This is a genomic window from Klebsiella indica (assembly GCF_005860775.1).
Classification (GTDB): domain Bacteria; phylum Pseudomonadota; class Gammaproteobacteria; order Enterobacterales; family Enterobacteriaceae; genus Klebsiella; species Klebsiella indica.
In genome coordinates this window covers 247,816-261,197 of the sequence record NZ_VCHQ01000024.1, presented here as the reverse complement: position 1 = coordinate 261,197, position 13,382 = coordinate 247,816, and the positions used below count along the sequence as shown (strand labels likewise).

At 55.6% G+C, this 13,382-nt stretch carries 14 protein-coding genes; 9 read left to right on the top strand and 5 right to left on the bottom strand.

What is annotated here, in order from left to right; genetic code table 11:
* Positions 1 to 66: 66 nt before the first annotated feature.
* The gene (gene hrpB / locus FE839_RS17235; RefSeq protein WP_138362002.1) at positions 67 to 2,496 is read right to left on the bottom strand and encodes an ATP-dependent helicase HrpB; all 2,430 of its coding nucleotides are present in this window, start codon (positions 2,494 to 2,496) and stop codon (positions 67 to 69) included.
* Between the two features lie 72 nt (positions 2,497 to 2,568).
* Here hrpB and thpR point away from each other — a divergent pair, with 72 nt between their 5' ends.
* From thpR to panD, 9 genes are all read left to right on the top strand, one after another.
* Positions 2,569 to 3,105, top strand: a complete 537-nt coding sequence (gene thpR / locus FE839_RS17230) for an RNA 2',3'-cyclic phosphodiesterase (RefSeq protein ID WP_138362001.1) — start codon at positions 2,569 to 2,571, stop codon at positions 3,103 to 3,105.
* Positions 3,105 to 3,821: a DNA/RNA nuclease SfsA gene (sfsA, locus tag FE839_RS17225; protein WP_138362000.1), complete on the top strand. Its 717-nt coding sequence runs from the start codon at positions 3,105 to 3,107 to the stop codon at positions 3,819 to 3,821. The genes thpR and sfsA overlap by 1 nt, the downstream gene beginning before the upstream one ends.
* A gap of 163 nt (positions 3,822 to 3,984) precedes the next feature.
* Complete coding sequence (dksA, locus tag FE839_RS17220) at positions 3,985 to 4,440, top strand: RNA polymerase-binding protein DksA (RefSeq protein WP_004098689.1); 456 nt, start codon at positions 3,985 to 3,987, stop codon at positions 4,438 to 4,440.
* A gap of 60 nt (positions 4,441 to 4,500) precedes the next feature.
* Positions 4,501 to 5,382 (top strand): tRNA glutamyl-Q(34) synthetase GluQRS, encoded by an 882-nt coding sequence (gene gluQRS, locus FE839_RS17215; RefSeq protein WP_138361999.1) that lies wholly within the window; start codon positions 4,501 to 4,503, stop codon positions 5,380 to 5,382.
* 178 nt (positions 5,383 to 5,560) lie between these two features.
* Positions 5,561 to 6,958 carry a polynucleotide adenylyltransferase PcnB gene (gene pcnB / locus FE839_RS17210; RefSeq protein ID WP_138361998.1) on the top strand — a complete coding sequence of 466 codons (1,398 nt, stop codon included), beginning with the start codon at positions 5,561 to 5,563 and terminating at the stop codon, positions 6,956 to 6,958.
* A complete protein-coding gene (gene folK, locus FE839_RS17205) occupies positions 6,955 to 7,434 on the top strand; it encodes a 2-amino-4-hydroxy-6-hydroxymethyldihydropteridine diphosphokinase (RefSeq protein ID WP_138361997.1) in 480 nt (159 codons plus the stop codon). Before pcnB ends, folK begins: the two co-directional genes overlap by 4 nt.
* A 119-nt stretch (positions 7,435 to 7,553) precedes the next feature.
* Positions 7,554 to 8,345, top strand: coding sequence for a 3-methyl-2-oxobutanoate hydroxymethyltransferase (gene panB / locus FE839_RS17200; protein WP_138361996.1), 792 nt, complete (start codon positions 7,554 to 7,556; stop codon positions 8,343 to 8,345).
* A 112-nt stretch (positions 8,346 to 8,457) separates the two neighbouring features.
* Positions 8,458 to 9,312 carry a pantoate--beta-alanine ligase gene (panC, locus tag FE839_RS17195; RefSeq protein ID WP_138361995.1) on the top strand — a complete coding sequence of 285 codons (855 nt, stop codon included), beginning with the start codon at positions 8,458 to 8,460 and terminating at the stop codon, positions 9,310 to 9,312.
* A gap of 94 nt (positions 9,313 to 9,406) precedes the next feature.
* The gene (panD, locus tag FE839_RS17190) at positions 9,407 to 9,787 is read left to right on the top strand and encodes an aspartate 1-decarboxylase (RefSeq protein ID WP_138361994.1); all 381 of its coding nucleotides are present in this window, start codon (positions 9,407 to 9,409) and stop codon (positions 9,785 to 9,787) included.
* Position 9,788: 1 nt separating this feature from the next.
* On the opposite strand, the gene FE839_RS17185 is transcribed toward panD, so the two are convergent.
* From FE839_RS17185 to FE839_RS17170, 4 genes are all read right to left on the bottom strand, one after another.
* The gene (locus tag FE839_RS17185) at positions 9,789 to 11,042 is read right to left on the bottom strand and encodes a polysaccharide deacetylase family protein (RefSeq protein ID WP_138362059.1); all 1,254 of its coding nucleotides are present in this window, start codon (positions 11,040 to 11,042) and stop codon (positions 9,789 to 9,791) included.
* Between the two features lie 57 nt (positions 11,043 to 11,099).
* Positions 11,100 to 11,540, bottom strand: coding sequence for a PTS sugar transporter subunit IIA (locus tag FE839_RS17180; protein WP_138361993.1), 441 nt, complete (start codon positions 11,538 to 11,540; stop codon positions 11,100 to 11,102).
* Between the two features lie 120 nt (positions 11,541 to 11,660).
* Positions 11,661 to 12,431, bottom strand: coding sequence for an ABC transporter permease (locus FE839_RS17175; protein ID WP_138361992.1), 771 nt, complete (start codon positions 12,429 to 12,431; stop codon positions 11,661 to 11,663).
* Positions 12,428 to 13,354 (bottom strand): ABC transporter ATP-binding protein, encoded by a 927-nt coding sequence (locus tag FE839_RS17170; protein ID WP_138361991.1) that lies wholly within the window; start codon positions 13,352 to 13,354, stop codon positions 12,428 to 12,430. The genes FE839_RS17175 and FE839_RS17170 overlap by 4 nt, the downstream gene beginning before the upstream one ends.
* Between the last annotated feature and the right edge of the window lie 28 nt (positions 13,355 to 13,382).

The following is a 13,382-nucleotide window of genomic DNA, read 5'->3' as shown; positions in this document are numbered from 1 at the left end:
ATTATGTTTTTTAATGACATAAAAATACATTCTATTCCCACCGGAACCGGGACAGTCACCAACACGCTATGAATACTTTTTGCTGCGCCGGGTTGGGGCGGTATTGACCGGATCGTCCGGCCAGACATGCTTCGGGTAGCGCCCTTTCATCTCTTTTTGTACTTCGCGGTAGCTCCCCTGCCAGAACGCGGCCAAATCGCGGGTGATTTGCAGCGGACGCTGCGCGGGTGAAAGCAGCTCCAGCACCAGCGGCACGCGCCCCCGAGCGATAACCGGCGTAGTGGCTTCGCCAAACATCTCCTGCATCCGTACCGCCAGCGCCGGTGGGTTTTCAGCGTGGTAACGAATCGCGATGCGGCTACCGCCAGGCACCGTGTAGTGCGTGGGCAGTTCGCTATCCAGCTTCTGGCGCAGCGGCCACGGCAGCCAGTTTTGCAGCGCCTGACGCACATCCAGCGCCTTCAGCGCGCGCAAAGAGTGGACTCCGCTCATCTGCGGCAGCAGCCAGGCCTCAAGGGATGCCAGCAGCGAAGCATCATCCACTGCCGGCCATGCCTCTTCCGGCAACCACTGCGCGGCGCAATGCAGTCGCAGACGCAGTTGCTCCGCCTCCGGCGTCCAGTTGAGCACGCTTAATCCTTTATCACGGATACCGTTGAGCATCGCCTGATGCAGCTCTTCTTCAGAAGGCTTCGCCAGCGGCTGAGTCTTGATCACCAGTTGACCAATGCAGGTGCGTCGCCAGGCCTTCAGGGTACCCAGCGCGTCATCCCACTCCACAATATCGGCGCACCGGGCCAGCAACGGGCACCGGGCGATCAGCGCGTGAATATCCACCGGCAGCGCCAGTAAGATCCGCGCATCCGGCGATGAACTGCCCTGCAACAACAGCGGTGCAATCAGCCATTCGTGGCGATTCAGCGCATCATCGACGTCAAGCATCGCCCCCATCCCGTTCGCCAGTTGATAGCGCCCCTCCTGACCACGACGCTGAGCGATACGATCGGCAAACGCGGCAACCAGAAGCTCGGCCATACGATCCGCATCAGGCTGGCCGCTGCGAACCGCCAGCCGTTTCATTAGCTGCTGCGCCCGCTGCTGCCAGTTGCTCTGCTGACGGGAAAACACGGTACTGAGATCGCCACTACCGCCGCGCGGCGGCTCTTCGAGGATCGCCGCCAGCTTTGCTGCCGTCGCCACGCCATCAGCATCATCTGCGGCTGTCAGCACCGCCGCCAGCCGTGGATCGTTACCCAGAGCGGCCATTTTGCGCCCATGCGCCGACAACCGTTCGCCATCCAGCGCAGAGAGCGCCGTCAGCAAACGACGGGCCGCCGCCAGGTTAACCGCTGGCGGCAGATCCAGCCAGCGAAGCTGGGACGGTTCCGGACATCCCCACAGTAAAAGCTCCAGCAACAGCGCCGACAGATCGCTGTGCAGAATTTCCGGATCGCTCTGCGCCGCCGCGCGCTCGGCCTGCTCTTTACTCATCAGATGCAGACAGATCCCCGGCGCCAGCCGCCCGGCGCGTCCGGCGCGCTGGGTCATTGAGGCCTGACTAATACGCTGCGTCACCAGACGGGTTAATCCCGTCCGGGCATCAAAGCGGGCGACCCGTTCCTGTGCGCTATCGACCACCAGGCGAATACCTTCAATGGTCAGACTGGTTTCAGCAATATTGGTCGCCAGCACCACCTTACGCATCCCGGCAGGAGCGGGAAGTATCGCCTTACGCTGTGCGCTCAGCGGCAGCGCACCATACAGCGGACAGAGGACAACATCGTTCGCCACTCGTTCAGCCAGTTGCTCCTGCACCCGCTGAATTTCCCCGATGCCGGGCAGAAACAGCAGCATCGATCCGCTTTCACCGCGCAGCAACTCGCTGGCGGCAATAGCCACCGCCTCATCAAATCGCTGGTGGATCGGCAGCGGCGCAAAACGCCGCTCAACCGGAAATGCACGCCCTTCAGAAACAATTACCGGCGCATCCGGCAGCAACCGCTGCAGACGGTCGTTATCCAGGGTTGCCGACATGATCAGCAACCTGAGATCGTCGCGAAACCCCTGCTGAACATCCAGCAGCAGCGCCAGCGCCAGATCCGCCTGCAGGCTGCGCTCGTGGAATTCATCAAGGATCACTAGCCCGACATCGGTCAGTTCAGGATCGCGCTGGATCATGCGTGTCAGAATGCCTTCCGTCACCACTTCAAGACGTGTATCCGGTCCGACACAGGTCTCAGCGCGCATACGATAGCCCACGCTCTCGCCGGGTTTCTCCCCTAGCTGTTCCGCCAGCCTTTGCGCCACATTCCGCGCCGCCAGCCGTCGCGGCTCCAGCAGGATAATACGACCGTTAATTTCACCTTCCGCGAGAATACGCAGCGGCAGCCAGGTGGATTTCCCGGCACCGGTCGGCGCATTGAGCAGAACCTGCGGCGCATGCCGCAGGGCAGAGAGAAGTTCAGGGAGAACGGCGGCAACCGGCAATGAAGACACGAAAAACTCCGGAGGTTAACATTTGAAGGCTGGCATTGTAGCATTCTGATAATTCATTACCGAGTCTCTATCATGTCCGAGCCGAAAAGGCTGTTTTTCGCCCTTGAACTTCCTGACGAGGTTCAGCAGCAGATCGTTCACTGGCGCGCCGCCTGCTTTCTCGCCGATGCCGGTCGGCCAGTCGCAGCGGATAACCTCCATCTGACGCTGGCGTTTCTCGGCGAAGTCAGCGCGGAAAAACAGCGGGCGCTGGCGGCGATGGCCGGTCGTATTCGCCAGCCGGGCTTTACCCTGACCCTTGACGATGCCGGGCAGTGGCTGCGCTCACGGGTGGTGTGGCTGGGCATTCGTCAGCCGCCGCGCGGGGTGCTGCAACTGGCGAATATGCTGCGCGCCCAGGCGGCCCGTAGCGGCTGCTACCAGAGCCCGCAGCCGTTCCATCCTCATATCACCCTGCTGCGCGACGTGCGCCACGCGGTGCCTATTCCGCCGCCCGGCTTCAACTGGTCGTTTGCGGTCAATGAATTTGTGCTCTACGAGTCCGGTTTTAGCCGCGGACGTACCCGCTACAACGTGCTGGAACGTTACCCTTTCGACAAGGAAAGCTGATGCAATTTACTCCTCCGCTACAGTCCGCCACCTTAATTAAACGTTACAAGCGGTTTCTCGCCGACGTAGTAACCCCCGATGACCGCGAGCTGACCCTGCACTGTCCCAACACCGGCGCGATGACCGGTTGCGCCGAACCCGGCGATACTGTCTGGTATTCCACCTCGGAGAATCCTAAGCGCAAATATGCGCATACGTGGGAATTAACGGAAACCGTACAAGGCGCGGTAATTTGTGTGAATACTCTACGCGCCAACGCCCTGGCGAAAGAGGCGATTCTGGCGGGAAATATTCCGCAGCTTTTGGGTTATCAAACGCTTAAAAGCGAAGTGAAATACGGTGATGAAGGCAGCCGCATTGATATTTTGTTACAGGCAGATTGCCAACAAGACTGCTATATTGAAGTGAAATCGGTTACGTTGGCGGAGAAAGAATACGGTTATTTTCCCGATGCGGTCACCGCGCGCGGTCAGAAGCACCTGCGGGAGCTGATGAGCGTCGCGGCGACGGGTAAACGGGCGGTGATTCTTTTCGCCGTGCTGCATTCGGCAATCGACCGTTTCTCACCCGCGCATCATATTGATGCCAGATACGCACAGTTATTGATTGAAGCGCAAAGCAAGGGGGTAGAAATTCTCGCATACAAGGCGGAACTTTCTACTGAAATGATGACTCTGAATAATCCGATTACCGTGGCGTTAACCCCCGGTAAGTAAACGGCTAAATAGTATTCTGATCGTGAGCGCGAATACGCTTTTCTTCACAGGGTTGTCAAGTGTAACGTTTAGATAATTGCTATCCGGAAAAGCATCTGCTATTTATAGCGGCCTGATTTTCCCCCAACACGGGGATCGATAGTGCGTGTTAAGGAGAAGCAACATGCAAGAAGGGCAAAACCGTAAAACATCGTCCCTGAGTATTCTCTCCATCGCTGGGGTGGAGCCGTACCAAGTGAAGCCGGGCGAAGAGTATATGAACGAAGCCCAGCTGGCGCACTTCAAGCGCATTCTTGAAGCATGGCGTAATCAACTTAGGGATGAAGTGGATCGCACCGTAACGCATATGCAGGATGAAGCCGCTAATTTTCCGGATCCGGTAGACCGTGCCGCTCAGGAAGAGGAGTTCAGCCTGGAGCTGCGTAACCGCGATCGCGAACGTAAACTGATCAAAAAGATCGAGAAAACACTGAAAAAAGTGGAAGACGAAGATTTCGGCTTCTGTGAATCCTGTGGCGTCGAGATTGGTATCCGTCGTCTGGAAGCGCGCCCGACCGCTGACCTGTGCATTGATTGCAAAACGCTGGCGGAAATTCGCGAAAAACAGATGGCAGGCTAATCACTTCGCTGGCATCTTTCCGGCGGGAGTTTTCTCCCGCCCTGATGTTTTTGTCACCTCATGAAAGATTCACACTATATCGGGCGCTTTGCTCCCTCACCTTCCGGCGAACTTCACTTCGGCTCATTGATTGCCGCGCTTGGCAGCTATCTACAGGCACGGGCGCAGAACGGTATCTGGCGCGTACGCATAGAAGATATCGATCCGCCGCGTGAAATCCCCGGTGCCGCAGAGACGATTCTCCGTCAGTTAGAACATTACGGCCTGCACTGGGACGGCGAAGTGCTCTGGCAGTCGCAGCGCCATGACGCTTATCGCGAACGCCTGGCCTGGCTGCATGAGCAGGGACTTTGCTATTACTGCACCTGTCCCCGTGCGCGCATTCACGCAATTGGCGGCCTGTATGATGGCCATTGCCGGAGTTTAAGGCTCGGCGCAGAAAACGCCGCTTTGCGGTTGCGGCAAACCCGCCCGGTGCTGGCATTTTACGATCGGCTGCGCGGCACCATTATCGCCGACGAACCGCTGGCGCGTGAAGATTTCATTATCCATCGCCGCGACGGCCTGTTCGCCTATAATCTTGCGGTGGTCGTGGACGATCACTTTCAGGGCGTCAGCGAAATTGTCCGCGGCGCCGATCTTATCGAGCCGACGGTGCGGCAGATTTCGCTCTATCAGCATTTTGGCTGGCAGGCGCCGGACTATATCCATTTGCCGCTGGCCCTTAATGCGCAGGGCAATAAACTGTCGAAGCAAAACCATGCGCCTGCGCTTTCGCAAGGCGATCCGCGCCCGGAAATTGTGCGGGCGTTAACGTTTCTTAACCAGGATGTTATTCAGGAATGGCAGGCGTTGAGTATTGAAGATTTACTCAAGCACGCGGTAGCAAACTGGCGGCTGGAACAAATCCAGCATTCTCAAACGCTTTCTCCTGAGCTATGATTAGCCGCTATTTTTACTCGTCGACTTTCAGGTTGCTCCGGCGTTGGCTGCGCTTGTTTCCCCCGGTCCGTTGCTTTTCTGTGCGTCCGGGCGTCGCAAGTTTACCATCTTGCTGCAATCCGCAATGCATAGAGTAATATTTTTGTCCTGAAGTCCGTCTGACACTACGAGGTGTACCATTTTTACCCGAGTCGCTAATTTTTGCCGTAAGGTGCTAAGCCGTGAAGAACGCGAGACTGAAGCCGCCGTTGAACAGCAACATATGACGGTTATCCCGCGAGATCAGCATGCAATTTCCCGCAAAGATATCAGTGAAAACGCTCTCAAGGTCATGTACAGACTCAATAAAGCGGGCTACGAGTCGTGGCTGGTCGGCGGCGGGGTTCGCGACCTGCTGCTAGGCAAAAAGCCCAAAGATTTCGACGTTACCACCAATGCGACACCTGAGCAGGTACGTAAACTGTTCCGCAACTGCCGTCTGGTAGGCCGTCGCTTCCGCCTGGCGCACGTGATGTTCGGGCCGGAAATTATTGAAGTCGCCACCTTCCGCGGCCATCACGAAGGCCACACCACCGATCGCGTCACCTCTCAGCGCGGTCAGAACGGCATGCTGCTGCGCGACAATATCTTCGGTTCAATTGAAGAAGATGCCCAGCGCCGTGATTTCACTATCAACAGCCTTTATTACAGCGTGGCTGATTTTAGCGTGCGCGACTATGTCGGCGGCATGAAAGATCTGCAGGATGGCGTGATCCGCCTGATCGGCGATCCGGAAACCCGCTATCGCGAAGACCCGGTGCGGATGCTGCGCGCAGTGCGTTTTGCGGCCAAGCTGAACATGAGTATCAGCGAAGAAACCGCCGAGCCGATTCCACGCCTGGCGACGCTGCTGCACGATGTGCCCCCGGCGCGTCTGTTTGAAGAGGTATTAAAGTTGCTGCAGGCCGGCGACGGATATCAAACCTACCTCCTGCTGCGCGAATACAATCTGTTCCAGCCCCTGTTCCCCAGCATTACCCGCTATTTCACCGAGCGCGGCGATAGTCCGATGGAGCGCATCATCAGCCAGGTGCTGAAAAATACCGATAACCGTATTCGCAACGATATGCGCGTTAACCCGGCGTTCCTTTTTGCGGTGATATTCTGGTATCCACTGCTGGAAACGGCGCAGAAAATCGCCCAGGAGAGCGGTCTGGCCTACTACGATGCCTTCGCGCTGGCGATGAACGACGTGCTGGATGAAGCCTGCCGCACGCTGGCGATCCCTAAACGCATCACCACGCTGGTGCGCGATATCTGGCAGCTTCAGCTACGGATGTCTCGCCGCCAGGGCAAACGCGCATGGAAACTGCTGGAGCATCCAAAATTCCGCGCCGCCTACGATCTGCTGGAGCTGCGCGCGGGTGCGGAAAACAACAGCGAACTGCAGCGTCTGACCAAATGGTGGGGCGAATTTCAGGTCGCCACACCGCCAGATCAGAAAGATATGCTTGACGATTTGGGGGACGATCCTGCTCCCCGCCGCCGTCACCGTCGTCCGCGCAAACGCGCGCCTCGCCGCGAAGGTAGCGCATGACCCGCGCCTGGATTGCCATCGGCAGCAACCTCGCCTCGCCGCTGGCGCAGGTCAACGCTGCCATTAGCGCGCTGGCGGAAATTCCTGACAGCCAGGTAGTCAGCGTATCCTCATTCTACCGTACGCCGCCGCTGGGGCCGCAGGATCAGCCTGACTACCTGAACGCCGCCGTTGCGCTGGAAACCACGCTTACAGCTGAAGCGCTGCTCAACCATACCCAGCGCATCGAACGCCAGCAGGGACGCACGCGTAAAGCCGAACGCTGGGGGCCGCGCACGCTGGATCTCGATATCATGCTGTTCGGCGAAGAGGTGATAAATACCTCGCGCCTGACCGTTCCGCACTACGATATGAAAAACCGTGGTTTTATGCTGTGGCCGCTATTTGAAATCGCCCCGGAACTGCGTTTCCCGGACGGGCTGGCGCTAAGTACCGTTCTGGCGAATCTCGCCGCGGATAAACCCGCGTTCTGGTAATATTTCTCCGTTTTTCAACAATGGCGGCAATCGTGGTAATCGGTTGCCTAAAACCATTGCCCCCCCGAGTACTGCTGTTAGAATGCCGATTAATATGACTTTCATCATCAGGAAACGTTATGAAACCGACGACTATCGCCCTGCTGCAGAAATGTAAACAGGAGAAGAAGCGCTTCGCTACCATCACCGCCTATGACTACAGCTTTGCGAAGCTGTTTGCAGACGAAGGGATTAACGTGCTGCTGGTCGGAGACTCGCTGGGCATGACGGTACAGGGCCACGATTCCACTCTGCCAGTGACAGTAGAAGATATCGCCTACCACACCCGTGCGGTGCGTCGCGGCGCGCCGAACTGCCTGCTGCTCGCGGATCTGCCGTTTATGGCTTACGCCACACCGGAACACGCTTTCGGGAACGCCGCTGTCGTGATGCGCGCCGGGGCCAATATGGTGAAAATCGAGGGCGGCGCATGGCTGGCTGATACCGTAAAAATGCTTACCGAGCGCGCAGTACCGGTGTGCGGACATCTCGGCCTGACGCCCCAGTCGGTGAATGTCTTCGGGGGTTACAAAATCCAGGGACGCGGCGATGCCGGGCAAGTTTTGCTTGATGATGCGCTGGCATTAGAGGCGGCTGGCGCGCAGTTGCTGGTGCTGGAGTGCGTGCCGGTCGAGCTGGCGAAACGCATCACTGAAACGCTAAGCATCCCGGTGATCGGCATCGGCGCAGGCAACGTTACCGACGGGCAAATCCTCGTGATGCATGACGCCTTCGGTATTACCGGCGGCCATATACCGAAATTCGCCAAAAATTTCCTTAGCACGGCGGGCGATATGCGCGCTGCGGTGCGGCAATATATTGCCGAAGTAGAAGCCGGCGTTTATCCGGGAGATGAACACAGTTTCCATTAAATTTCTCAGGCATCCCCGGGTGGCGGCGTCATCGTCTTACCCGGGTTATCAGACCATACGAACCTGTCGCCCGCCACGCGGGGATAAGGTTTAGCGCTACAGGAGTGTTGTTGTGCTGATTATTGAAACCCTGCCGCTACTGCGCCAGCATATCCGTCGTTTACGCCAGGAAGGTCAACGCATTGCGCTGGTTCCCACCATGGGCAACCTGCACGAAGGGCATATGAAGCTGGTGGAGACGGCGAAAGCCAGCGCGGACATTGTGGTAGTCAGTATTTTCGTTAACCCAATGCAGTTTGATCGCGCCGATGATTTAACGCGCTACCCGCGCACGCTGCAGGAGGATTGCGAAAAGCTGAATAAACGTAACGTCGATTTTGTCTTCGCGCCGGCCCCGGCGGAAATCTATCCCCAGGGGACCGAAAACCAGACTTACGTTGATGTTCCCGGCCTGTCGACCATGCTTGAAGGCGCCAGCCGTCCGGGTCACTTCCGCGGCGTTTCCACCATCGTCAGTAAGCTGTTCAACCTGGTTCAGCCGGATGTCGCCTGCTTCGGCGAAAAAGATTTCCAGCAACTGGCGCTGATTCGCAAGATGGTGGCCGATATGGGCTATGACATCGAGATTATCGGCGTACCCATTATACGCGCCAAAGATGGCCTGGCGCTGAGCTCGCGTAACGGCTATCTCAGCGCCGATCAGCGCAAAATTGCGCCGGGGCTGCATCAGGTAATGAGCAACATGGCAGAAAAACTGGCAGCCGATGCGCGTAATCCTGATGAGCTAATTGCCATCGCGGCTCAGGAGTTGAACGAGAAAGGCTTTCGTGCCGATGATATTCAGATCCGCGACGCCGACACGCTGCTTGAGCTGACGGAAACCAGTAAACGGGCAGTGATCCTGATGGCCGCATGGCTCGGCCAGGCACGACTGATCGACAACCAGATCGTGACGCTCGCCCGGTAGACAGGGGTTAAAAATCGGGCAATACTTGCCTGGAATTTCCTCAAAGCGGGTGCCGCATCCGCTTTGTTATCAATAAGCTTTAAAGGTAGACGTTATGATTCGTAATATGCTGCAGGGCAAACTCCACCGCGTTAAAGTCACGCAGGCCGACCTGCACTATGAAGGCTCCTGCGCTATTGATCAGGACTTTCTCGATGCATCCGGCATTCTTGAGAATGAGGCCATTCATATCTGGAACGTGACCAACGGTAAGCGCTTTTCCACCTACGCCATCGCCGCGGAACGCGGTTCGCGAATAATTTCCGTCAACGGCGCGGCGGCGCACTGCGCGAGCGTCGGCGATATTCTGATTATCGCCAGCTTCGTGACTATGCCTGACGAAGAGGCCCGCAGCTGGCAGCCGAAAATCGCCTATTTTGAAGGCGACAATGAAATGAAGCGCCAGGCAAAAGCAATTCCGGTGCAGGTGGCCTGATTTACCCCTGCGGCTGGTTGCTAATCATCCGCGACATGGTCTCCAGTGAATCCGTTCTTAAAATATAGAGTCTTTTCAATAAGAACGGATTATCTCCCGGTTTGACCTTTCCTCTCACCGTCGTCACCGCCATGTGAAAACCGGCGTCGTTGGCCGCGTTGATCGCCGTCGCGTTATAGCCGCCAAAAGGGTAAGAAAGATAGATTACATGCGGATTAAACTGCGCCAGCGCCCGCCGTGAATGTTCAAAATCGAACAAAATATTATGATAACTGCGGCTGAGCAGGATCGGATGGCGATGTGCATCAACCCGGTGCAGAAAATGCGTATGCGACTGGATATCAAAGACGTCCTGAATCTGTTTTAATTCAGAAACGCTCATAAACTGCAACGAGTTCGGCGCCCATTTCTGTGGGTGGCGCTTGATGCGTGACGAGATAATAAACGCCGTCGCATGAAAACCATACCGTTTGAGTATGGGATACGCATAGCGATTGACCGACTTCAGACCATCGTCAAAAGTAATAACGACAGCACGCGCAGGAAGATTCACGCTATTGTGCAGATAACCTTCCAGCTGATACATGCTCAGAGTGGTATAACCCTGGTCGCGTAGCCAGGTCATCTGGTTGCTGAAGGCGCGTACGGAGGTGGTGGTCGACGTATGGCGGAATCGGGTGTTTTCTTCGTCACGCAGGATATGATGATAAGTGAGCACTGGAATGCCATTGTCTATCTGCGCGTCCAGGCTACTCACCCATGCCAGCCGGTTGCCGATGCGGATCTGAAACCAGGTTTGATGCAGCCTGTCTTTAAGCTTGCTAATAATGGGATAGCGCAAATTACTGGCCAGCATGCCAAACTTCTCGCTACCGATAGAAGGCGCATTATAGACCGGCGTATCTTTCCAGGTAATGAGGTTTTGATTGCTCAGCGGTTTGTTCAGGTCACCCAGGCTATCTTCAACCCGCCGTTTGCCCCGCACCGGCTGCAGATGCCCTTTATCAATAAAACCCGTCGCAAAACCAAAATTAAACGTGTCGTAATCAGCCGCTGACGGCATCACCGCCAGAATTTGCCCTGCCCTTACGTTGCCCACGCTCACCACCTGATGACCAACCTGCGCCCAGATATCGGCATTTTCCGTGGTTTGCATGTAACGAACAGAGGCACTCTGCGGAGTGAGCAGACTGGCGGAAACGCTAAGTGACATAAACAGGAAAAGTAAAGCAAGAACTCGGGCAAACATGCGTATCGAACCGGTAAACAAAGGCGGTTATCATTGTAACAAAAGCGCTATCAATACCAATGCTTAATTCCCGTACGGCTCATGCAACAGCCGGAAAGGCGGATTTTTTTGCTGCTGATGCCAAAGGCTGCTGACGGCAGGGCCGCCGGCGCTGACGATGGCCTGACGAAAGGCCGCGCTGCTCAGCGTCTGGCGCAGGAGATACATCTCCTCCAGCAGGGGGTAGCTAATCCCGGAGATCACTTCGCAATGGGTATGTTTATGGCTCATCAGCGCTGCCACGCGATAAGGCGCCGCGCCGGTTTTATCGGTAAGAAAAATCACCCCTTCGCCGCTGTCCGTCTCATGCAGCGCATCGCACATCATGCGACTCAACATATTACTGCTGAGATTACGCCAATAATTCACCGCCCGGCATTGCGCCAGAGGGCCAAACTTTTTCTCCAGACGATCCCGCATTTCCTGCGCCAGTTCATCATGGCAGATAATTACCCAACCTAACATCGCCCCCTCCTTAGCAAGCAAACAATCTAACAAGGAAAGTGATGAATATCGGTGATGACAGTCAAAGATTGCCTGATAGCGCTTCGCTTGATGGGCCGCGAAGCGCTACTGCTGAATTCATTAGCTGCGGAGCCCGCGCCCACGCTGAATCAGATACCAGCACAATAAATAAAAGGTGATGATAAACACCACCAGCACGCCAACAGTGGTGGCCAGTGGCACATCGTTAATGCCGAGGAAACCATAGCGGAAACCGCTGATCATGTAGACGATAGGATTCAGGTGCGACAGCCCTTGCCAGAACGGCGGCAGTAGCGTCAAAGAATAAAAAACCCCACCCAGATAGGTCAGCGGCGTCAGTACAAAGGTCGGAATCAGGCTGATATCATCAAACGTTTTGGCAAATACCGCATTCAACAGGCCCGCAAGGGAAAATAACACTGCGGTCAATATCAGCGTCAAAGCAACAAATAGCCAGGAGTGAACCTGAAACGGAACGAAAAACAGCGATATCGCGGTTACCAGAATCCCGACGCACAGACCACGGGCGACGCCGCCGCCAACATAACCGGCAATAACCACATGCGTAGGCACTGGCGCGACCAGCAGCTCTTCAATATTGCGCTGAAATTTTGCGCTAAAGAAAGAAGAAGCCACGTTGGCATAAGAGTTGGTGATCACCGCCATCATAATCAGACCCGGCACAATAAACTGCATATAGGTAAAACCGTGCATTTCACCAATACGCGAGCCGATCAGATTGCCGAAGATAACAAAGTAGAGGGTCATCGTAATAACCGGCGGTACCAGAGTCTGGATCCAGATGCGCATAAAACGATGAATTTCTTTGGTCCAGATGCTTTTCAGCGCAATCCAGTACAGCTGTATCATGCTGATTCTCCTTTTCTTTCATGTACCAGCGTGACAAACAGCTCTTCCAGGCGGTTAGCCTTATTACGCATACTTAACACCTGTATTCCCTGCGCACTCAACTGGGTAAATACGCTGTTAATTCCCTGCTCACGCAGCACTTCAACCTCCAGCGTCGAGGTATCAACCAGGCGATAGTGGTAACCCTCCAGTACCGGTAACGGGCTTTTGGGCGCCAGATCGAGAATAAACGTCTCTGATTTCAGCTTGGAAAGCAGCGCTTTCATTGAGGTGTTTTCCACCAGTTCACCACGCTGAATAATGCCGATGTTGCGACACAGCATCTCAGCTTCTTCCAGATAGTGCGTGGTCAGGATAATCGTGGTGCCTTTATCATTTAAATCTTTCAAAAATCCCCACATTGAGCGGCGAAGTTCAATATCCACCCCCGCCGTTGGTTCATCAAGAATCAACAGCTTAGGCTCATGCATTAACGCCCTGGCAATCATCAGGCGACGTTTCATCCCGCCGGAGAGCATCCGCGCGCGTTCATGACGTTTTTCCCAAAGATCGAGCTGTTTGAGATACTTTTCACTACGAGCAGTGGCTACCTTACGTTCAACGCCATAGTAGCCCGCCTGATTGACGACGATCTGTTGTACGGTTTCAAAGGGGTTAAAATTGAACTCCTGCGGCACCAGGCCGAGCTGCCGTTTCGCGTTGACCACATCTTTTTGCAGGTCATAGCCAAATACATTGACCTCGCCGGAGGTTTTATTTACCAGTGAACTGATAATGCCAATAGTGGTGGATTTCCCGGCGCCGTTTGGCCCCAGGAGCGCGTAGAAATCGCCAGCTTCAACCTGCAGATCGATTCCTCGCAGCGCCTGAACCCCGCCGGGGTAGGTTTTCTTCAGCTGTTTTAGTTCCAGAGCAATGGTCATTAAATATCTCTTCTCGTGTCCTGACACG

Coding starts and splice junctions, on each gene's coding strand:
- gluQRS (WP_138361999.1), top strand. CDS start 4,501: ATGAAAGATTCACACTATATCGGGCGCTTTGCTCCCTCACCTTCCGGC.
- FE839_RS17180 (WP_138361993.1), bottom strand. CDS start 11,540: ATGTTAGGTTGGGTAATTATCTGCCATGATGAACTGGCGCAGGAAATG.
- FE839_RS17175 (WP_138361992.1), bottom strand. CDS start 12,431: ATGATACAGCTGTACTGGATTGCGCTGAAAAGCATCTGGACCAAAGAA.
- FE839_RS17170 (WP_138361991.1), bottom strand. CDS start 13,354: ATGACCATTGCTCTGGAACTAAAACAGCTGAAGAAAACCTACCCCGGC.
- dksA (WP_004098689.1), top strand. CDS start 3,985: ATGCAAGAAGGGCAAAACCGTAAAACATCGTCCCTGAGTATTCTCTCC.
- thpR (WP_138362001.1), top strand. CDS start 2,569: ATGTCCGAGCCGAAAAGGCTGTTTTTCGCCCTTGAACTTCCTGACGAG.
- sfsA (WP_138362000.1), top strand. CDS start 3,105: ATGCAATTTACTCCTCCGCTACAGTCCGCCACCTTAATTAAACGTTAC.
- folK (WP_138361997.1), top strand. CDS start 6,955: ATGACCCGCGCCTGGATTGCCATCGGCAGCAACCTCGCCTCGCCGCTG.
- panB (WP_138361996.1), top strand. CDS start 7,554: ATGAAACCGACGACTATCGCCCTGCTGCAGAAATGTAAACAGGAGAAG.
- panD (WP_138361994.1), top strand. CDS start 9,407: ATGATTCGTAATATGCTGCAGGGCAAACTCCACCGCGTTAAAGTCACG.